This window comes from Pedobacter sp. Leaf176 (assembly GCF_001424305.1).
GTDB lineage: Bacteria > Bacteroidota > Bacteroidia > Sphingobacteriales > Sphingobacteriaceae > Pedobacter.
Genome location: NZ_LMPD01000002.1, coordinates 471,958 through 491,401, shown reverse-complemented (window position 1 = coordinate 491,401; position 19,444 = coordinate 471,958). Strand labels below are relative to the sequence as shown.

The following is a 19,444-nucleotide window of genomic DNA, read 5'->3' as shown; positions in this document are numbered from 1 at the left end:
ATAAATATATTAAACAGACACCTTTTGTTTAACCGCAAAGGGCGAAAAGTTTTTCGCCAAGAACAGAAAGCTGGGCGCTAGATTTTCTAAAAATTTAGCACAATAGGTTACGGAGTTATATAAAGTTAAGCTAATATTCTCTATTTCCTCTGTGATTTTTTATCCGTGCGCTCTGTGATTATATTTTTTGAGGCCTTTGCGATTTTTTCCTTTGCGTTCTTTGCGGTTAAATGTAGCACTAGACCAGAAACCATTTCAGTCTTCTCCATTATTCTGAAATTAAATTTAAATTGCCTTCATGAATATTGAGTTCAATAGAAATGAGGATGTAAATAAGCAGCTGTTATACGAGCTGAAAACCAAACTCAAAAAAATTTACCAGGGCGGAGGTGAGAAAAATGCCGCTAAACAAAAAGCTAAGGGCAAGCTTCTTGCTCGAGAACGCATAGCGTACCTGATAGATAAAAATTCTGAATTTTTGGAAGTTGGTGCTTTTACAGCTGATGGTATGTATGCCGAGCAAGGCGGCTGCCCATCCGCAGGCGTAGTTTGTGGCATTGGTTACATAAACGGCAGGCAATGTATGATTATTGCGAACGATGCAACTGTAAAAGCTGGTGCCTGGTTCCCTATGACGGCTAAGAAAAATCTCCGGGCACAGGAAATCGCTATGGAAAACAGATTACCCGTAATTTATTTGGTGGATAGTGCAGGTGTTTATTTGCCAATGCAAGATGAAATTTTTCCCGATAAAGAACATTTCGGTAGAATGTTTAGGAATAATGCAATCATGTCTGCGGATGGAATCGTACAAATTTCAGCAATCATGGGTGCATGTGTTGCTGGCGGTGCTTATTTGCCGATAATGAGTGATGAGGCAATGATTGTTGATAAAACAGGATCTGTGTTTTTAGCCGGGTCGTATCTGGTGAAATCGGCTATAGGAGAGGAGGTTGATAACGAAACTTTGGGTGGTGCTACCACACACTGTGAAATTTCTGGCGTAACGGATTACAAACATCCTAACGATGAGACCTGCCTGGACAGCATCCGTAATATAATGAGTATGCTTGGCGCCCCTCAAAATGCGGGTTTTGATAGAATTAAACCTGTAAGACCTAAAGAAAACGAACAAGAATTATATGGCATTGTGCCTGAAAACAGGGACAAGCAATATGAAATAATGGATGTTATTAATCGATTGGTCGACAATTCTGAGTTCGAAGAATATAAGCAAGGTTACGGACAGAGTATAGTTTGCGGTTTAGGCAGGATTGATGGCTGGGCAGTTGGCGTCATAGCCAATCAGCGTAAGGTTGTGAAATCGAAAAAAGGAGAGATGCAGTTCGGTGGCGTAATTTATTCTGATAGTGCAGATAAAGCCAGCCGTTTTATAATGAATTGTAACCAGAAAAAAATCCCATTGGTTTTCTTACAGGACGTTACAGGCTTTATGGTTGGAAGTCGATCGGAGCACGGTGGAATTATAAAAGATGGTGCCAAGATGGTTAATGCGGTTGCAAATTCAGTGGTTCCAAAGTTTACGATTGTAATTGGGAATTCTTACGGTGCCGGTAATTATGCTATGTGCGGCAAAGCGTACGACCCACGATTGATTTATGCATGGCCAACGGCAAAAATTGCTGTAATGGGTGGTGCACAGGCAGCAAAAACCCTGTTGCAAATCCAGGAAGTATCCTTAAAAGCGAAAGGCGAAGTCATTACACCCGACAAAGAAGCTCTACTTTTAAAGGAAATTACAGATAGATACGATAGTCAAACGACACCATATTATGCGGCGTCGAGACTTTGGGTTGATGGTATTATTGATCCATTGGAAACCAGGAAAGTAATTTCCATGGGTATCGAAGCGGCGAATCAATCGCCGATTACTAAAAAATTTAATGTTGGTGTGATTCAGACTTAGAAATTGAATCTTATATAAAAGAATGAAGTTATTTCCAGTTCTAGCCATAGTTGTGCTTTGGCATATAAAGTTATTTGCTCAGGATGCATATAAAATTCATCAGGATGCTATTGTTATCGATACGCATGGAGATATTCTTTTCAATCAGATTAAATCAGGAATTGATATTGGTAAACTTCAATCCAAAGGAAATTTCGATTTGGTTCGGGCCAGGCAAGGCGGTTTAGATGTCCAGTTTTTCTCCATTTGGTGTGATGAAACTGGTGGCTATGCTGTTGCTAGCAGGGAAATAGACTCGCTTTATAGTTTGATTAAGAGATACCCCGAAAAGATAATGCTGATAAAAACCGCTTCGGATTTAGAAAAAGCAGTCAGGCAGCAAAAATTGGCTGCCATGATAGGTGTCGAGGGCGGCCATATGATAGAAAATCGTTTAGACCACATCGATAGTTTGGCAAAACGGGGCATGGCTTATCTTACACTTACCTGGAATAACAGTACATCCTGGTCTAGTTCTGCTGCAGATGAAAGTTCAGGGAAAGTGAAGCCGGAACAGGCTGGTTTAACTACTTTCGGAAAACAAGTTGTTAAGCGGTTAAACAAGCTTGGTGTGATGGTTGACCTGTCTCATGTGGGCGAAAAAACCTTTTACGATGCAATTAGGGTAAGCTCAAAACCAATTATTGTCTCTCACAGTTGTGCCTACCGTTTGAATCCTGTTCCGCGAAATTTAAATGATAAACAAATTAAAGCCGTTGGAAAAAATAAGGGTGTTGTTTGCATTAATTTCTACAGCGGATTTTTAGATTCTACTTTCAATAGGAAACAGAAAGCTTTTTTCAATAAATATGATGAAGAGTTGAAATCGCTATCTGCCAAATACGGAAGAAGTAATGCCATTGATACTTTACTTTCAAACCACCAGGCAGATGCTGATGCAACTCGTCCGCCCATTTCTTTGTTAGTTAAACACATCAACTATGTTGTGAAATTAATTGGAGTTGACCGCGTAGGTTTGGGTGCCGATTTTGATGGTGCGGAATCTTTTCCATTGGGCATGAATAGTGTAGCCGATTATCCAAAAATTACAGCCGAACTTATAAAAAACGGTTATTCGGAAAATGATATTAAGAAAATTCTTGGGGGCAATGTGGTAAGGCTAATTAAGGAGAATAAAGGTAGTTAACCCGGAATCACTAGATGGCTTTAAGATTGCTTTGGACCTCGCAATGAAGTTGGATTTCAATGTTAATAAGTAAACTATGTTGACAAAGCGCATTTGCTAACAATTGTTTAAAGCACTAAATTTGCTTTTCAAATAACGAATTTCAAACATACTAGATAATGTCACAAGAAAACGAACACGTTCAGTGTTTAATTATAGGTTCTGGCCCGGCGGGCTATACAGCAGCAATTTACGCAGCCAGAGCAGATTTAAAACCCATTATGTATACTGGAATGCAAGCGGGTGGTCAGTTAACTCAAACAACCGATGTCGAAAACTTCCCTGGTTACCCTCAAGGAATTATGGGTCCTGAAATGATGGAAGACTTCCGTAAACAAGCTGAACGTTTTGGAACGGATATCCGCTTCGGATACATCAGTTCGGTGGATTTCTCTGCCACGCCACACAAAATTGTGGTTGATGAAATTAAAACCATTACCGCGGATACCGTAATTATTGCAACTGGTGCAACCGCAAAATGGTTGGGCTTACCCAGCGAGCAACAATATAATGGTTTTGGGGTTTCGGCCTGCGCGGTTTGCGACGGTTTCTTCTTCAAAGGCCAAGATGTGGCCATTGTAGGTGCCGGCGATACCGCTGCTGAAGAAGCAACTTATTTAGCAAAACTATGTAAAACTGTGCATTTATTGGTTCGTCGTGACGAATTCAGAGCATCGAAAGCAATGGTAAGCCGTGTGCTAGCAACACCAAACATCGTTGTTCATTATAATACCGAAACTGAAGAAATCCTGGGTAATGGTAAAAACGTTACTGCTGTAAAAGTTGTCGATAATAAAACAAATATTACTTCAGAAATTCCTGTTGAAGGTTTCTTTGTGGCTATTGGTCATAAACCAAATACAGATATTTTTAAAGGTCAATTGGACATGGATGAGACTGGTTACCTGTTAACCAAACCGGGTTCTACACTAACTAACATCGAGGGCGTTTTCGCCTGCGGTGATGTTCAGGATATGTATTACCGTCAGGCGGTTACCGCTGCAGGTTCTGGTTGTATGGCGGCTTTAGACGCAGAAAGATATTTAGCAGCAAAGGAACATCCGGTAGAAGCCTGATTGTTTGGAACAAACTTAAAATCTCTCTGATTTGCTTCAGGGAGATTTTTTTTGTTATTGTATTTTTAAGTAAACCTTAGTTGGTGATTGTAACAAAAATGTGGGATTTATAATCTTCCCATTATATCTATCTTGGTTTAATATTATCATATAACAACTACATCCTAACATCAAATCAAATCATGAACAAAGCATTATCGATTTTTATTGGCGTATTAATCAGCACAAGTGTCTTTGCACAGCGTGATCCAAATCTTGGTATCATTCCGGCACCAGTTTCCATTACACGAGCAAATGGCAGCTTTATTTTAGATAAAACAACCGTCTTGATAAATCAGAGCATAGACGGCGCAAAATCTGCAGATTTATTAAATGCATTTATTGTTTCAAAAGCAGGCTATGCATTAAGAGAAACAAAGACTGTTCAACCAAGCCAAAAGAGTATTCTCATAACATCAGTTGGAGCAGATAAACTTCCTGCCGAAGGTTATACTATTAAAGTTACACCAACGCAGATTACGCTCACAGGTAGAGGGGCAGGCTTATTTTATGCAGTTCAATCGGCAATGCAGATGATTCCTGATAAAGTTGCGGATAAGATAACAATTCCTGCTGTTGATATTAACGACTATCCCCGTTTTGCTTATCGTGGAACAATGCTTGATGTTTGTCGTCACTACTTCCCGATTTCGTTCATCAAAAAGTACATCGACCAATTAGCTTACTATAAAATAAATACTTTTCACTGGCACTTAACTGATGACCAAGGCTGGCGATTGGAAATAAAAAAATATCCGAAATTAACGACAGTCGGTTCAATCAGAAATGGTTCTATCATTGGTAACTATCCAGGCAAAGGCAATTACTTAACGGAAGTTAAAGGTTTTTATACTCAAGATGAAGCCAAAGAAATTGTAAGATATGCAGCGGAAAAATACATCACTGTTATCCCCGAAATCGAATTGCCAGGCCATGCTTCTGCCGCGATCGCAGCTTATCCGGAGTTGAGTTGTTTTCCTGAAAGAGATACTTTTATAAGCGATAAAACACCTTGGGCAGGCTCCAGAAAAGGAAAACAAGTGCAACAAACCTGGGGCGTTTTTGATGATATTTTTGTTCCTTCAGAGAGCACATTTAATTTTCTTAATAATGTTCTTGATGAAGTTATCGCTATTTTTCCTTCAAAATACATTCATATCGGAGGAGACGAAGCCCCAAAAACCTATTGGAAAGAATCTCCATTTTGCCAGGCCTTAATGAAAGAAAAAGGCTTGAAAGATGAGCATGAGCTGCAAAGTTATTTTATTCAAACCATCGAAAAACATGTAAACGGAAAAGGTCGTTCAATTATTGGTTGGGATGAAATTTTGGAAGGTGGTTTGGCGCCGAATGCGACGGTTATGAGCTGGCGTGGTGAAGATGGCGGTATTGCTGCAGCGCAACAAAACCACGATGTGATTATGACACCAGGTTCTATGGGCTTGTACATCGATCATAAGCAGTCTAATTCGCCCGATGAACCTGTAACTATTGGCGGTTTTGCACCATACCAAAAAATATACGCTTACGATCCCATTCCAAAAGTGTTAACGGCTGATCAAAGAAAGTATATTAAAGGCGTACAGGCTAACATGTGGTCGGAATACATAAAGACACCCGAAAAAGCACAAAATCATGCATTTCCGAGGTTGCTTGCACTAGCTGAAATTGCCTGGTCGCCAGTCGAACGTAAAGATCTAAAGAATTTTTCAGAAGAGCGTTTACCTAATCACTTAGCTCGTTTAGATAAAATGAACATCAATCTTTGGGTTCCGACACCAATCGGACAAAGTGATAAACCTTTAACAGGAGGTGATTTCACCATAGATTTAAAAGTGCCTATTGCGGGCGGGAAAATTTATTACTCATTAGATGGCTCCCGTCCATCAGAAAATGCGTTTTTGTATTCTGGCCCGGTTAAGGTAACTGTTCCACAAGGAGAAAAAAGGCTTTTAAGAACGATTGTTATTGCACCAAGTGGCAGAAGAAGTGTGACTACCGAAACTGTTATGAATAATGGCGCTCCGGATGTTAAAGCCGAGGCGAAAAAATAAATCACTTTGTTTTAAAATCCAATTTTCTTATTTTGGTACAAACAAATTGTATCGAAAAGAATGATTTTTAAAAACTATAACTTACAGCATCTTTTGCTTTTAGCAGGGATGCTGTTTTGTTTTTCATGCACAGAAGAAAAGCCAAAGGAAGTCAAAGCAGAAGAGGCTAAAATTGAACAAAATCCTTTCCGTTTTTATAAAGATATTGAGGTAAAACCAGGTTTAAATTTCGAAATCGTAAGCTGGGGGAAAGGTGTAGATTCCATTGGTGGGTACCAGATTTTAATGTCAGACTCCGTTAAAAGCAATTACAAATCTGCCGCGGTCGATAGGAAAGGTACATTAACTGATGCCTGGAATATGGACTTAGATAATGATGGAAATCCGGAATTATACATTCAACTTTTAAGCAAAAAAAATGTTTCTGATTTAAATGTATTTGAATATTCTGGCGGTAATTTTAATAAAATAAACTTTCCATCACTCACATCGAATCAAAAGAAAGGTTATTCTGGTAAGGATAAATTTTTCATTAAAAATGGAGATCTATTCAGGTCTTTCCCTGTAAAAGATGAAGCTGATTCGGCAAAAAATGTATTTAAGACCTATCTGTATAGGTTAAGCGGAAATAGTTTCTCAACAAGTGAGGTTAGAGCTGAGTAGAGCGAAGACCTAAGGTTTAGGTTCATTGCTTTTCAACCATTCTGACCATTTACCAGAAGCCAATTCGCTATCTTTCCAGTAAATAATTATGTAATTAGAAGATGGAAGAAAGTAAGAAGTTCTCAATCCGGGGTAGAATGAATAGTTTTAAATACGCATTCAGCGGGCTCAGGTTGTTTTTTATAACCGAACATAACGCACGGATACATATTTTAGCTGCGGTTTTAGCAATAGGCTTATCTTTTTATCTACATCTATCTTCTACAGAATGGATTGCAATCCTGACGGTTATTGCTGCTGTTTTTGTCGCTGAAATAATTAATTCGTCTATAGAAAAATTAGCTGATGTTGTTTCTCCGCAAACTCATCCACAAATTAAAGTCGTAAAAGATATGGCTGCTGCGGCTGTTTTGATTACAGCTTTCTTAGCTTTAGCAGTAGGGGGAATTGTATTTTTACCTAAATTATTTTGAGTTGTTTGCCGCTCTTGATTCTTCCATTTTATCAATTATAATCCGGTCCCATCTTGCCTGCATTTTGTGATTGCTTCCATGCTCAGTTTCTTCATCGTAATTTCTCTGCATGGTATCAAAATAACTGCTGATTTCATTGGCCAACTGGGAGATTTGAGCCTTATAATTTTTTACAGAATAATTCCTGTTTTTTAAAACTCTATCAGCCTCTAAGTATAAAATATACTGAATATCTGCATGGCCTTGTTCATGATGGAGGAGGCTTTGACGGGCTTCCTCAGTTCTTACTTTATCGAGCTTAACCCAGGAACGACTTTTATCAATACTGATTTCATTCTGCAATTTAATTTCAACTCGATTTCGGTATGTTGTTGAAGCATAACTGTACTTCCAGGTCATGGCAGTAAGCGCATAGAAAGGCGAGTTATTATCCGGTTTTCCTTTGAAGTGAATGTTCCAATCCAACTGCTCGGGTCCGCCGGCATCCTGCCTGAAAGACAATAGCGGTGTAACGAAGAATAAAGAAAAAATAATCAGCAGGCTTTTCATGATAAAACCCAAAGTAAAAACCGTGCCTAAATTACCCTGTTACCGAGAACTGATTACTTATACGTTCGAATTTTTCGATAAGCAATGCGATTCTTTCTTTTTCACGTTTGATTACCGCCTTCCGTAGAATAGTGGAGCAAAAAATCATCCAAAGTGCCGTGAAGCCTACGGCAAAAACTTTTTGAATCAGAGTCAAATAAGAAAAAATTTCAATAAAATAGAAGAGTATTCCCAATGATAATGCAAAGGTATAAACCCAGAAGAGAGAATTATAAATTTTATATCTATTAACCTGATAAGTTTTCAGGTTTTTTAAATATTCATTAGGGTGAACAGTAAAATCTTTCTTTGATATTAATCTATGGTCTCTGTATAATATAATTGTACTTGAAAGAATGGCAATGAGAAAGATAGCAATTCCTAGATAAGTAGTCCAGGATTCGAAATGGAAAAAGACTAATAATGCTGCGATTGTTAAAAAAGAGGCCACCATACCTAAGATATTTAAAGCAGACCTTAACTTTAAACCATTAACCTCTTTTTTAGCTTGTTGCAACATCTCATCAGCAGAAACTTTAACTTCTACCTCGTGCTTTTGCCACAACTCCTGTATTTGATCAAACGCTTGCATACTGGTTATATAGTTCTGTTAATTTTTGTTTAATACGGTGAATTTTTACCCTTAAATTGCCTTCGCTGATACCGGAGATGTCTGCAATTTCATGATATGGTAACTCATCTAAAACCATAGTGATGATTAAACGATCATTTTCCTCGAGTTTCGAAATACAGGTATAAAGCAGGGCAACCTGTTCGTTTTTCTCAGAAAATTCTTCAATCTTATTCTCAATTATATTTTCAGTTAACTCATCTTTCGCCTGACGTTTTTCTGAGCGTAAGTAGGTTAGACATGTGTTTACAGCTATTCTGTATATCCAGGTAGATATTAATGACTTGTTTCGAAACTTATCCAGATTTTGCCAAACTTTTAAAAATGTTTCTTGTAAAAGATCGTTTGCCGAATCGGTATCGCCTGTATAACCGTAACATAAATGAAATATTTTTTTGGAATTCGAATCAAAGATTTGCTTAAATAACTTGTCCTTTTGTTCCATTTAACGGGTTATATTGCTTTTTAGATGGTGAGCTACGTTTTTTGTTACAATGATAGTTTAAAATAGATTAAATTCCTTACTGCATAAATCTAAATTTGTTACACGAGCTAAATATCGTAGTTTTACCAAATTAAAAAAGCCAATTTATTATTCATGAAGAAAAACAAACTCACGCTTTTTATTTTTATTGCGTTGATCGCAGGCATTGCTTTGGGTTACATCTTAAATGTTAATTCCATTGATGTTTATAACCAGAATATAATTAATGCAGATGCAAAAGTCAAAAGCATTGAAGTTAATATAGCTAAAACGGCCGATACCACCACCTCAACCTACGCTCAGTTAAAAGCAGATAAGAAGGCAAATTCGAAAATTAAGAAAGAAAACGAGGACATACGTGAGAAGAAGCTGGAATATTTTACCTTATTGAGTGATATTTTTCTTCGTTTGATAAAAATGATCGTTGCGCCTTTGGTTTTTACAACACTTGTTGTAGGTGTTGCAAAAGTTGGTGATATAAAAGCGGTCGGTCGGATTGGCGGTAAAACTTTAGGTTGGTTTGTTGCCATGTCGTTGATGTCGTTAGTTCTTGGATTAATTCTGGTGAATCTTTTTGAGCCGGGAAAACACATGAAATTAACCTTACCTGATCAGTTGGTTAATACCGGGATTCAAAAAACGGCGATGAGCGTAAAAGATTTCATTGCTCACGTGTTTCCAAAAAGTATAGCAGAATCTATGGCGACAAATGAAATACTGCAGATTGTTGTTTTCTCTTTATTCTTTGGTGTGGCAACTGCTGCAATCGGCGACTTAGGCCAGGTTGTAATCAAAGCATTCGATGCAATTGCGCATGTTATTTTAAAAATGACAGGCTATGTGATGAACTTTGCACCACTTGCCGTTTTCGGTGCCATGACCGCAATCGTAGCCAAGCAGGGCTTAAACGTTTTAAATACCTATGCTATATTTATAGGCGAGTTTTATTTTGGCTTAGCCATTCTTTGGTGCATCCTTATTTTTCTCGGGTTTTTAATCTTAAAGAAAAGGGTTTTCCGTTTGGTAAACGATATGAAAGAACCTGCGATTTTAGCATTCAGTACCGCAAGTAGCGAGGCCGCCTATCCTAAAACGATGATGCTTTTAGAGCGTTTTGGTTGTAAAGATAAAATCGTAAGTTTTGTTTTGCCGCTGGGTTATTCTTTTAATTTAGATGGCTCAATGATGTACATGACATTCGCTTCACTATTTATAGCGCAAGCTTACGGTATTCATTTAGGTTTCGAGCAGCAAATTTCAATGCTTTTAATCTTGATGTTAACCAGCAAAGGTATTGCCGGTGTTCCACGGGCTTCCCTGGTTGTAATTGCAGGTACAATTGCTAGTTTTAACATTCCCGAAGCGGGTTTAGCCTTGTTAATTGGCATCGATCCATTGTTAGATATGGGGCGATCGGCAACAAATGTTGTGGGTAACAGTATAGCGACAGCTGTAGTGAGCAAATGGGAAGGTGAGCTGAAAGATAGCTAGGGATACAGGATTTTGGGATTTTAGAATTATACCGCTAATCAATTTATTTGATTTAAAGATAGCATGACAATCAACAAAATTTTTTAAGCTTTGCATCGTTTTCAAACCTGTACAATTATTCACTCAATCAAAATTCAATCATTCTATAATTCACAATGTCGAACAAAGGAAAAAAGATATTCTTGGCGTTAACCATCATCGTGCCGATGATAATTTATTGTTATATTTATTATAAGCCTATTATTCAGAACGCACCATTTCGTAAAAATGATTTCGTATCGATGACTTACAAATGGGGTATTAAAGATACTTTAGAAAACCAGTACAATTCTGCGGATAGTTCATATCAGTACGTAAATAGTCGAGATTCGATAATACAGAAAAAAGTCGGATTAAAAAGCGACGATATCCTTTACATGCATGCAAAAGCAAACGAAATAGGTCTATGGAATTTTCCGGATACAATAGGCAGAAAAAGTGCCAAGTCTGTCGCTGTGCCTCGTTATGATATGTTCTTTAAATACAAGGAAAAGTCGAAACATGTTGTAATTTATGGAGACTTTGACGGAAATCCCAAACTTTTAGATGCCGCAATGCAAATGAGAAAAGTTATCGAAGAAACTATAAACCAGGCAGAAAAGAGAAGCGGGAAGTAAAATTTATTCTGTTGAAAATATTTCAGGCTTTAATAAAATGTTGATGTTAAACATTTTATTAAAGCCTTTTTTTTAAAGGTATTTCGTATATTTACGAGATATTCGTAATTAAATGGAGAAATTGACTTTACAGGAAGAAGAGGCGATGCTTGCCGTATGGCAAATAAAAAAGGGCTTTATAAAAGATTTTATGGATGTTCTGCCGGAGCCAAAACCGCCATATACTACCTTAGCATCGACCATTAAAAATCTGGAACGCAAAGGTTATCTTAATAGTGAGCGTTTCGCAAATGCCAATCGTTACAGTGCTAAGGTTAAGGAAGCCGATTATAAAAAACGTTTTATGAGTGGCTTTGTAGATAATTACTTTAAAAGCTCATACAAAGAACTGGTTGCTTTTTTTGCGAAAGATAAAAAGATTAGTGCTGAGGAGTTAAAAGAGATAATCAATCTTATCGAAAACCCTGAAAAGTAATGGTATGCCACATTTCTTTATAATCTTATTCAAGATAAATCTGGTTTTGGTGCTTTTTGCAGCTGCATACCATCTTGTACTGCGCAAGCTAACATTTTATACTTTAAATCGTGTTTTTCTGTTTTTCGGAATTTCGTTTTCTACCGTTTATCCATTTATAAATCTAACTGAGGTTCTCGACGGTTTCAGATCTACTCCAGCCTTTTTGCCCCAGTTAAATCAAAACATTAATCGATTAGCCCAGCAAGATTCAGTTTCTCTTCTTTGGCAAGTTCTGACTTTTGTCTTTTATGCAGGCGTGCTTTTTATGGCATCAAGATTAATTATTCAGTTTATTTCGCTCCGTCGTGTGCATAAAAATTCTAAGCCAGGGCGAGTTGATAATTTCAAAGTACGTATTCTAAACGATGAAGTGAGCCCATTTTCTTTCTGGCAAACCATTTACATTAATCCGCTTTTGCATAAAAAGGAAGATTTGAAAAATATTATCGAGCATGAAAGGGTACACGTGGAAGAGTGGCATACTTTAGATATTGTTCTTGCAGAAATAAGTTTGGTTTTTTACTGGTTCAATCCTGGTGTATGGTTGATGAAAAAGGCTGTTCGAGAAAATATTGAGTTTGTTACCGATGCAAAAATTTTAAAAAAAGGCATTGATAAAAAGGCATACCAGTACAGTTTGCTGGATGTTGGTACCCTGCGTCCATCGGTCGCAATTGTGAATCATTTTAATTTATCCGATCTTAAAAAAAGAATCAAAATGATGAACTCCAAGCGTTCATCAACAATAAATTTAACGAGGTATGTTTTTGTTTTGCCTGCTTTGTTATTCTTAACCCTGGCTTTTACTATTGATAAAAAGAAAGTTCAAAAACGTCTGAGACCAATCAACGAAATTATCTTAACTGCCCCAGACAAAAGAGCAAAAAATGTTTCACCAAAGCCAAATCAAAATAAAAAAGTTAATAAGTCATCCGAGTTAAAGAATAAGGTTGCCATAGGTAATGGTACCATTCTTATAAGAAGCAATGGCGTACAGCAGGCAGATTCATCACATCAGGTTTTGAATATTTTTTTAAAAAATAAGATGGCCAAGATTCCTTCAAGCGTAAAAGGGGATAAAAAGATTTTTATAAGCAGTTTCATGTTTAATGATACGACAAGTAATGCACAAAATCCCGAAATCAGGAACATTAAAATCATAATGAGAACTGATAAAGGTGTTGGCTATTCTTTTTCAGATGACAATGATAGGGCTAGGGTGGTGAACGTTGCCGGATTAGGTAGAACACCTGAAGATTCAGTATCAACACCAAATAAAATAAAGCAATTTTTCTTTACACAATCGGCCACTTATACTGTGGATGGTAATAAAATTTCCGCGGCAGATTTAAACAAATTAGCTACTGAACAAATCAAAAATATAGTTGTGAGGCAAAATGGCTTAATAGATATTAAAACCAAACAAAAATAAATCAGGGAGCTTTATCAATTTCGAATCGCCTCCTGAATGTGTTGTTTTAAACCCATAATATTTCTGACTTCATTTAGCTGAGTTTGTCGGTTCGCCCTGTATGATCAATCGATACGCAGTAAGCATTTTAAAAATTGAATCTCGCTCTCAGCATCGCTACTCTTCCAGGGATGGAATAACTGCCTGTTGTTAACGAATTGGCAGAAAGATACACGGCATCGAAAGTTTTAATGTTTGCCAAATTCGTTAATCCGAATTCCAAATCAGTTTTAAATTTAATTAATTTGTATTTTACGTTGGCATCAGCAAAAAGATAATTCAAATTTGGCTGGGTGTTCTGATGTGTAAATAAGTGTTCGGCAGAAAGGTTTATGTACACATTTTTGACTGTTGTAAAAGATAATGTAGATTGCTGCCTTAGCTGCTGGAAATTCGTTTTGACCACGTTTTCTGTTTCAACCGCATTATTAGTTGTCGAATAAACCGCGTTGTAAGAAAAGTTTATAAAGTTGGTTAACTTCGCATCGATACCTCCTGTATACGTTACCATTTGAGTATTTATAGGCAGTAGTTCGTTATTTTGTAACTGGCTATAATTGCTTTGAATAAAGCTTAGTCCTGCGTTAACTGTGCTTTTTAGCGCAAATAAATATTTACTTGCATTTGCATTGAATGAAAAACTTTTAACGTGGTTTGATAAAGGCAGGACTATTCGCTGCTGGATGTTATTGGTTAATGTATACGATGAAATTGTATTTAGTTCCGCATCGTTATAACTGGTGTTGATGTTAATGAAAAGCATTTGCATTGCTTTCCTAAAATTAAAACCTGCGCCAACATTATGTGTTTTACTTTCAGAAATTGGCGCATCATTGGCAAAAAGTGATCGATAATTACGCAAAATAGTTCCTCTATACACTTCATCAATACCACCGAGGTCATTTTTAAAAGAATAGTTCGCTGATATATAATTTTCCTGGCTGGTTTGGTATTTAAAGTTTAATGATGGATTTACGAAAAATCTGGACAAACTTTTATTCACATTATTCCCTGTGTCCTCATAGTTTACTATGTTGTAGCTTACCGGTAGGGAAAGGCTCATTTTTAATTTTTCCCCAGTGAAGTCATAGCTGCCTTCGGTGTAAACCTTAGTTTTAAGCCAATCCAAATTATTTACTGAACTTTGGGAAATGAATTCAGTTTTTCCGTCATCCTGAATTTTAAAAAGTTGGGAATTTAAATGCTGCTCCTGAATGTTAAATCCCGCGCGATACGTTTGCATAAATTTGCCGCTAATCAAGGCGTAGGAAATATAATTATTTGTGTAAGAAGTTGGTAGTTTCGCAAATTGGCGTAACCCTGCATAGGCTTGTCCGTTGTTTAAAACATTTGCATTTAAACCGGGCGTGATGTTTAAACTTTCCGGCTGCGTTGTGCGGTTTAAATAGGAATAAAAGTTTAAGACATTATCCGATTTAAGTTTTTTTCGATAATTAAATTCATTTGAAACATCGAAATTTTTCCTGTTGAGTGCCTGATAAGCAGGTATATCATTGATTACGATTCCAGATTTTGTTTTGAAAGGAATGTAATCCAACACAAAATTATTGTTCAGATAATACTTGTCTGCATTTCCATTTAGATTAAACTGAGCCCTTAATTTTTGTGGATTTATATCGTTGCTTTGAACTTCTGTATACCTCACGGTTTTTCCTGGTAAATAGGTTTCTGAAAGCTTATTATATTGTTGGTTTCTTTTATCGTATAAATAATGAAGATTGGCTCTCAGTTGCAAATCTTCATTAAACTTATAAAGGTTATTTAAGTTTATTAAGCCGGCTTTATTAAAAAGATAACGGCTTTGCGGTAAAAATGGAACGCCTGCGGCACCTGTAGAAAGTAATCCGGACGGTTTGTCATTTTCGAGCCTTTTCAGGTAATCAGAAAAATTATGCGATGTTAAATCAATTCCAGGGTCGACACCAATGTTATTTCCCTTAATGTTGTTGATGAATTTCAATTTTTTATTAAATAACATCGCTGTTATATTTTCATCAAACCGGTCGGGCGTGCCGGCCCCAGCAGTTGCGTCGCCCATAACTTTAAGTTTAGCTTCATCTTTCAGAACTAAATTAAGGGCCACATCATCGCTGGTGTTATTTTTCCGCATCATTTTAATTGGCTGGTCATTCTGAATAACCTGAACTTTATCTACAGCACCTTGAGGAATACTCTTGGTGCCAATATTATATTTATCATCGAGCAGGTTATCCCCATCAACATATAAATTCGATATCGCCTTTCCATTATAGCTTACTTTTCCATCTTCGGCAACTTCAATTCCGGGCATTTTTTTCAAAACATCCCCTATGCTTCTATCTTGCTTATCTGCAAAATCAGATGGCCGATAATTTAGGGTATCTCCGTTAGATGTTAATTTTGGCCTATTTTTAACAGTTACTGTTTCAAGGTTAATTTCTCCATTCTGAAGAATTAAATCGTAACTCTTGTTTACGTCAACTATTTTGACTGCTGTTTTCTTGTACCCAAGGCTGGATGCCTCAATACTGTAATTAAGAACATCCTCGTTTTTAAGACTAATGGAATAATCGCCTTTGGCATCCGAACGGTTATAACTGATGATATTGCCTTCAGTATCTTTCAAAGTAACATTTACTGCTGAAATTCCTTTTCCTGAAACATCCAAAACCTTTCCTCTCAACAGTTTCTGGGCAAATGCAGTGCTGAAACTTATCAATGCGTAGCATAAGATAAATGTGAATAACCTGCTCATTTTTTCTCAGGTAGCTCTATAGGGTTGTTAATGGCTGCTTTTGGTACTGAAGAGGAGCTACCGGCTGGCCTGGAAACCGTTGAACTATTAAACGAACCTTTTATTCCATTGGCGGCCATCTGGGCTTGCATAAAGCCTTGAGGATCTTTATCCCTTGCTTCTTTCAGCCTATCCAATTCCTGCTTGGTTGATTTTATGGCATCTGCCGGAAGTTTAATTTCCGGTCCGAAATAGGGGTTCCCGGTATCAATACCAACAATTTTAATTGTACCAACTGTACCATTAGGCATTGTCAGTTTCGGATCGCCATTTTCTATATCCTTACCATCCTCGTCTTTAACGTTTTCCAGCCCTGCAAATTCGAATTTTACTTCTTTTTTTTCATCATAGGCTTCTACAATCAGGCCTGGGAGGCCATTTAATTTCCATGGACCGCTTTGAAAGGGGATTTCCGTAGCGAACCAGGCTATCCAATTTCTGCCTTTAAAATTTGTTGTGGCTTTCTGACAATGAATTCCAGAAAAACTTATGGTATCTTTTAATATCTTCCAATCTATTGTTGGTGCGGCTTCTTCAATCAGGTAGTTATTGACTAAGCGTTCTTTAATGATTAATTTATGTTCTGCAGCGAAGTAAAAATAATCAGATTGTGTTATAGGCCCCTTGCTTTCACTTTTAATGTTGATGGAGAAATTGTTGTTACCAGCCTGGTTTTTCATTTGCTCCTGCATTTGTTTCTGCAAATTCATGCTTTGATTGATCTTGTCATAACTTGTAAAAACAGATGCATTATTGCCTGTAACCAGCAACATGTTCTCTGTTCTGGGTTTGTCTTTTTGAGTCGTATCCTGTATGTGCGTAAAAGTATAGCGAACTCTAGCCAAAGCTTTATCTGGCTTTTGCGCATAAACAGTTATCGATAACATTGCCGCGCAGCAGGTTGTAATAATGGTTTTCATATAAGTAAGTTTATTTAATTTTCGTAAATCTACGAAATATTCGTAATATAAAAACACTTTAACATTTTTTAACTCAGAGGTGGCTTTAGAATGTTTTTGGAGTTTCAGATAACCAATATTGAGGGGGAAGCTTATAGAATTTTGAAATACCAGCTTGTGTAAAAGCTGACAGGAGCGATTATGCAGCCGATTTTTAGAAACACTTGAATTGATAGCAGTGAATAACCTATATATACTTAGACCTTGCTTTCCAAATAACGTTAAAAATCCTGGTGCATATTGATCATAAAATCTTTCAATCTTACAAATCCTGGTCCCGGAGGGTTTAAGTAAAAAATATTTTTGATATGGGTTTGTGTGTTAACTGAATTTGTTCTATATTTGCACCTCGTTAAATAAAAATTAAAAAACTAATATTTAAACAATGTACGCAATAGTAAATATAGCAGGGCAGCAATTTAAAGTTGCTAAAGACCAGCACCTTTTTGTACACAGGTTACAAGGAGATGAAGGCGCTAGTATTGAATTTGATAATGTATTGTTGGTTGATAATGGTGGTGCAATCACTGTAGGTGCTCCTGCGGTTAAAGGTGCTAAAGTTTCAGCTACTATCGTATCTCATTTAAAAGGTGATAAGGTAATTATTTTCCACAAAAAACGTAGAAAAGGTTACAAAAAGAAAAACGGTCACCGCCAGTTTTTCACAAAGATTCAGATTTCTGACATCACGCTATAATTAATTGTTAACCCAATAATTCACTTTTAAGTGAGTTAAAAAATATAAAATCATGGCACACAAAAAAGGAGCCGGTAGTTCGAAAAACGGACGTGAATCGCATAGTAAGCGTTTAGGTATTAAAATTTTCGGTGGTCAGGAAGCTATCGCAGGAAACATTTTAGTACGTCAACGCGGTACAAAACACCACCCTGATAAAGGTGTTGGTATTGGTAAAGACCACACTTTATTTGCTTTAGTAGATGGTACTGTTATCTTCAAAAAGAAACAGGATAATAAATCTTATGTTTCTATACTTCCTGCAGCTGTTAAAACTGCGGTTGTTGCGGAAATTGCCGAAAAACCAGCTGTTAAAGAAGAGGCTGTAGCTGCACCAATCCTTGAAGATGCACCGGTAAAAAAAGCGCCTGCTAAGAAAGCAGTAGCAAAAAGAGAAGAATCGGCTGAAGAAGCTGCACCTGCAGAATAATCAGTCTATAAAGTATAATTGAAAAGCTCCCGAATACATTTCGGGAGCTTTTTGCATTATAGCCTGTCAGAAATTTTAGCCTCAGTTTCGGTCCAACATATTTTTTAACCATAATATCCGAAGGAAACTAAGATGATTCAATTGCCATTTATACAATCCAAATCAAGTTGTTATAATCCGACCTAATACTGCCTTGCCATTAGTTGCTTGGTCAAGTCCAAAAGGTTTGATTTAGCCTCGTTACTTACACTGATTTGTTCCATTAATGCAAGCGCAATGTTCATGTAATTATTCATTGTTTCCTCGGCAATGTTCCTGATGCCCAAATCGTCATAAACCTGCCTGATGGCTTCCACTTTTTCCTTTACGTCAAAATCCTGGTGATTAGTCCATGTATGAAGCAATTGTAGATTTTCTGCTTCTGCAAGCTCAAAAGCCTTTAACAACAAGAAAGTTTTTTTGTTGGCGATGATATCTCCGCCCACTTGCTTTCCGAATTTTTCAGGGTCAGCATAAACGTCTAAAATATCATCTTGTAGTTGAAAAGCAATGCCTATATTTTCGCCGAACTGGTAAATTAAGTCGGCATCTTTTTGTGAAGCTTCGGCGATGATTGCACCTAATTGTAATGCCCCGCCAAGCAATACTGCTGTCTTCAACCGTATCATATTGATGTAGTCATTAATGGTTACATCCTCACGGTCTTCAAATTCCATATCGAGTTGCTGCCCTTCGCAAACACCCTGAGCCGTTGCATTAAAGGTTTCAAGCGCATTTTTCAAGAACAATGGGTTTACTTTTGCCAGGTTTTTATTGGCTTCAACCATCATAACGTCTCCGCTTAGTATGGCCGTATTGGTGCTCCATTTTTCGTGAACTGTTGCTTTACCTCTTCTTAATGGCGCGTTATCCATAATATCATCATGCACCAGCGTGAAGTTGTGAAATACTTCTATAGCCATTGCTGCGTGAATTGCATCATTTGGGTCTTTACCGAATAATTCTGTCGACATTAAAACCAGTAAAGGACGAATTCTTTTCCCTCCTAAGTTTATAATATAAGTGATTGGATCGTAAAGTTGTTTTGGGTTTTCAGGAAACTTTAAATTTGTAATTGCCGTTTCTAAAATTTTTTGTAAATGTGATATGCTGGACATTCGCGGTTTTATATGTTAATCATTGTTTTGCAGACATCTGTGATTACTGGAATGTCTCAAGCTGTATTTAGCT

At 37.1% G+C, this 19,444-nt stretch carries 18 protein-coding genes; 12 read left to right on the top strand and 6 right to left on the bottom strand.

The features are described from left to right. The first annotated feature begins 298 nt into the window (after nucleotides 1-298). The 6 genes from ASF92_RS07620 (at nucleotide 299) to ASF92_RS07595 (ending at nucleotide 7,457) form a co-directional block, all read left to right on the top strand. A complete protein-coding gene (locus ASF92_RS07620) occupies nucleotides 299-1,927 on the top strand; it encodes an acyl-CoA carboxylase subunit beta (protein WP_056090315.1) in 1,629 nt (542 codons plus the stop codon). A gap of 22 nt (nucleotides 1,928-1,949) precedes the next feature. Beyond that, the gene (locus ASF92_RS07615) at nucleotides 1,950-3,113 is read left to right on the top strand and encodes a dipeptidase (RefSeq protein ID WP_056090313.1); all 1,164 of its coding nucleotides are present in this window, start codon (nucleotides 1,950-1,952) and stop codon (nucleotides 3,111-3,113) included. Nucleotides 3,114-3,271: 158 nt separating this feature from the next. Then, nucleotides 3,272-4,228 carry a thioredoxin-disulfide reductase gene (gene trxB / locus ASF92_RS07610; RefSeq protein ID WP_056090310.1) on the top strand — a complete coding sequence of 319 codons (957 nt, stop codon included), beginning with the start codon at nucleotides 3,272-3,274 and terminating at the stop codon, nucleotides 4,226-4,228. A 182-nt stretch (nucleotides 4,229-4,410) separates the two neighbouring features. Next, the gene (locus ASF92_RS07605) at nucleotides 4,411-6,321 is read left to right on the top strand and encodes a beta-N-acetylhexosaminidase (RefSeq protein ID WP_056090307.1); all 1,911 of its coding nucleotides are present in this window, start codon (nucleotides 4,411-4,413) and stop codon (nucleotides 6,319-6,321) included. Nucleotides 6,322-6,381: 60 nt separating this feature from the next. After that, complete coding sequence (locus ASF92_RS07600) at nucleotides 6,382-6,984, top strand: hypothetical protein (protein WP_056090303.1); 603 nt, start codon at nucleotides 6,382-6,384, stop codon at nucleotides 6,982-6,984. 101 nt (nucleotides 6,985-7,085) lie between these two features. Beyond that, nucleotides 7,086-7,457: a diacylglycerol kinase family protein gene (locus tag ASF92_RS07595; protein ID WP_056090298.1), complete on the top strand. Its 372-nt coding sequence runs from the start codon at nucleotides 7,086-7,088 to the stop codon at nucleotides 7,455-7,457. Here ASF92_RS07595 and ASF92_RS07590 read toward each other — a convergent pair. The 3 genes from ASF92_RS07590 to ASF92_RS07580 are packed head-to-tail and all read right to left on the bottom strand — an operon-like array spanning nucleotide 7,449 to nucleotide 9,121. Continuing rightward, the gene (locus ASF92_RS07590) at nucleotides 7,449-8,006 is read right to left on the bottom strand and encodes a DUF922 domain-containing protein (protein ID WP_056090297.1); all 558 of its coding nucleotides are present in this window, start codon (nucleotides 8,004-8,006) and stop codon (nucleotides 7,449-7,451) included. The genes ASF92_RS07595 and ASF92_RS07590 overlap by 9 nt on opposite strands. 31 nt (nucleotides 8,007-8,037) lie before the next feature. Continuing rightward, nucleotides 8,038-8,637 carry a hypothetical protein gene (locus ASF92_RS07585; RefSeq protein ID WP_056090294.1) on the bottom strand — a complete coding sequence of 200 codons (600 nt, stop codon included), beginning with the start codon at nucleotides 8,635-8,637 and terminating at the stop codon, nucleotides 8,038-8,040. Beyond that, nucleotides 8,624-9,121 carry an RNA polymerase sigma factor gene (locus ASF92_RS07580; protein ID WP_056090292.1) on the bottom strand — a complete coding sequence of 166 codons (498 nt, stop codon included), beginning with the start codon at nucleotides 9,119-9,121 and terminating at the stop codon, nucleotides 8,624-8,626. The genes ASF92_RS07585 and ASF92_RS07580 overlap by 14 nt, the downstream gene beginning before the upstream one ends. A gap of 153 nt (nucleotides 9,122-9,274) precedes the next feature. Here ASF92_RS07580 and ASF92_RS07575 point away from each other — a divergent pair, with 153 nt between their 5' ends. The 4 genes from ASF92_RS07575 (at nucleotide 9,275) to ASF92_RS07560 (ending at nucleotide 13,256) form a co-directional block, all read left to right on the top strand. Further along, a complete protein-coding gene (locus ASF92_RS07575) occupies nucleotides 9,275-10,651 on the top strand; it encodes a dicarboxylate/amino acid:cation symporter (protein ID WP_056090289.1) in 1,377 nt (458 codons plus the stop codon). 155 nt (nucleotides 10,652-10,806) lie between these two features. Further along, nucleotides 10,807-11,307, top strand: a complete 501-nt coding sequence (locus tag ASF92_RS07570) for a hypothetical protein (RefSeq protein WP_056090287.1) — start codon at nucleotides 10,807-10,809, stop codon at nucleotides 11,305-11,307. Between the two features lie 112 nt (nucleotides 11,308-11,419). Beyond that, the gene (locus tag ASF92_RS07565; RefSeq protein WP_056090283.1) at nucleotides 11,420-11,782 is read left to right on the top strand and encodes a BlaI/MecI/CopY family transcriptional regulator; all 363 of its coding nucleotides are present in this window, start codon (nucleotides 11,420-11,422) and stop codon (nucleotides 11,780-11,782) included. A 4-nt stretch (nucleotides 11,783-11,786) separates the two neighbouring features. Continuing rightward, on the top strand, nucleotides 11,787-13,256 hold the full coding sequence (locus ASF92_RS07560) for a M56 family metallopeptidase (protein WP_056090279.1): 1,470 nt from the start codon (nucleotides 11,787-11,789) through the stop codon (nucleotides 13,254-13,256). 127 nt (nucleotides 13,257-13,383) lie between these two features. Here ASF92_RS07560 and ASF92_RS07555 read toward each other — a convergent pair whose 3' ends face one another. Then, nucleotides 13,384-16,050 carry a TonB-dependent receptor gene (locus ASF92_RS07555; RefSeq protein ID WP_056090276.1) on the bottom strand — a complete coding sequence of 889 codons (2,667 nt, stop codon included), beginning with the start codon at nucleotides 16,048-16,050 and terminating at the stop codon, nucleotides 13,384-13,386. After that, nucleotides 16,047-17,009 carry a GLPGLI family protein gene (locus ASF92_RS07550; protein ID WP_056090273.1) on the bottom strand — a complete coding sequence of 321 codons (963 nt, stop codon included), beginning with the start codon at nucleotides 17,007-17,009 and terminating at the stop codon, nucleotides 16,047-16,049. Before ASF92_RS07550 ends, ASF92_RS07555 begins: the two co-directional genes overlap by 4 nt. 424 nt (nucleotides 17,010-17,433) lie before the next feature. Between ASF92_RS07550 and rplU the strand changes: the two genes are divergently transcribed. Further along, a complete protein-coding gene (rplU, locus tag ASF92_RS07545; protein WP_056090270.1) occupies nucleotides 17,434-17,745 on the top strand; it encodes a 50S ribosomal protein L21 in 312 nt (103 codons plus the stop codon). Nucleotides 17,746-17,797: 52 nt separating this feature from the next. Then, nucleotides 17,798-18,214, top strand: a complete 417-nt coding sequence (gene rpmA / locus ASF92_RS20780) for a 50S ribosomal protein L27 (protein ID WP_082489490.1) — start codon at nucleotides 17,798-17,800, stop codon at nucleotides 18,212-18,214. A 182-nt stretch (nucleotides 18,215-18,396) separates the two neighbouring features. Here the strand turns inward: rpmA and ASF92_RS07535 are convergent, their stop codons facing one another. After that, complete coding sequence (locus ASF92_RS07535; protein WP_056090267.1) at nucleotides 18,397-19,371, bottom strand: polyprenyl synthetase family protein; 975 nt, start codon at nucleotides 19,369-19,371, stop codon at nucleotides 18,397-18,399. Nucleotides 19,372-19,444: the final 73 nt, after the last annotated feature.

Excerpts from the sequence above, each read along its gene's own strand:
- ASF92_RS07620 (WP_056090315.1), top strand. The coding sequence starts at position 299 with ATGAATATTGAGTTCAATAGAAATGAGGATGTAAATAAGCAGCTGTTA.
- ASF92_RS07615 (WP_056090313.1), top strand. The coding sequence starts at position 1,950 with ATGAAGTTATTTCCAGTTCTAGCCATAGTTGTGCTTTGGCATATAAAG.
- trxB (WP_056090310.1), top strand. The coding sequence starts at position 3,272 with ATGTCACAAGAAAACGAACACGTTCAGTGTTTAATTATAGGTTCTGGC.
- ASF92_RS07605 (WP_056090307.1), top strand. The coding sequence starts at position 4,411 with ATGAACAAAGCATTATCGATTTTTATTGGCGTATTAATCAGCACAAGT.
- ASF92_RS07600 (WP_056090303.1), top strand. The coding sequence starts at position 6,382 with ATGATTTTTAAAAACTATAACTTACAGCATCTTTTGCTTTTAGCAGGG.
- ASF92_RS07595 (WP_056090298.1), top strand. The coding sequence starts at position 7,086 with ATGGAAGAAAGTAAGAAGTTCTCAATCCGGGGTAGAATGAATAGTTTT.
- ASF92_RS07590 (WP_056090297.1), bottom strand. The coding sequence starts at position 8,006 with ATGAAAAGCCTGCTGATTATTTTTTCTTTATTCTTCGTTACACCGCTA.
- ASF92_RS07585 (WP_056090294.1), bottom strand. The coding sequence starts at position 8,637 with ATGCAAGCGTTTGATCAAATACAGGAGTTGTGGCAAAAGCACGAGGTA.
- ASF92_RS07580 (WP_056090292.1), bottom strand. The coding sequence starts at position 9,121 with ATGGAACAAAAGGACAAGTTATTTAAGCAAATCTTTGATTCGAATTCC.
- ASF92_RS07575 (WP_056090289.1), top strand. The coding sequence starts at position 9,275 with ATGAAGAAAAACAAACTCACGCTTTTTATTTTTATTGCGTTGATCGCA.
- ASF92_RS07570 (WP_056090287.1), top strand. The coding sequence starts at position 10,807 with ATGTCGAACAAAGGAAAAAAGATATTCTTGGCGTTAACCATCATCGTG.
- ASF92_RS07565 (WP_056090283.1), top strand. The coding sequence starts at position 11,420 with ATGGAGAAATTGACTTTACAGGAAGAAGAGGCGATGCTTGCCGTATGG.
- ASF92_RS07560 (WP_056090279.1), top strand. The coding sequence starts at position 11,787 with ATGCCACATTTCTTTATAATCTTATTCAAGATAAATCTGGTTTTGGTG.
- ASF92_RS07555 (WP_056090276.1), bottom strand. The coding sequence starts at position 16,050 with ATGAGCAGGTTATTCACATTTATCTTATGCTACGCATTGATAAGTTTC.
- ASF92_RS07550 (WP_056090273.1), bottom strand. The coding sequence starts at position 17,009 with ATGAAAACCATTATTACAACCTGCTGCGCGGCAATGTTATCGATAACT.
- rplU (WP_056090270.1), top strand. The coding sequence starts at position 17,434 with ATGTACGCAATAGTAAATATAGCAGGGCAGCAATTTAAAGTTGCTAAA.
- rpmA (WP_082489490.1), top strand. The coding sequence starts at position 17,798 with ATGGCACACAAAAAAGGAGCCGGTAGTTCGAAAAACGGACGTGAATCG.
- ASF92_RS07535 (WP_056090267.1), bottom strand. The coding sequence starts at position 19,371 with ATGTCCAGCATATCACATTTACAAAAAATTTTAGAAACGGCAATTACA.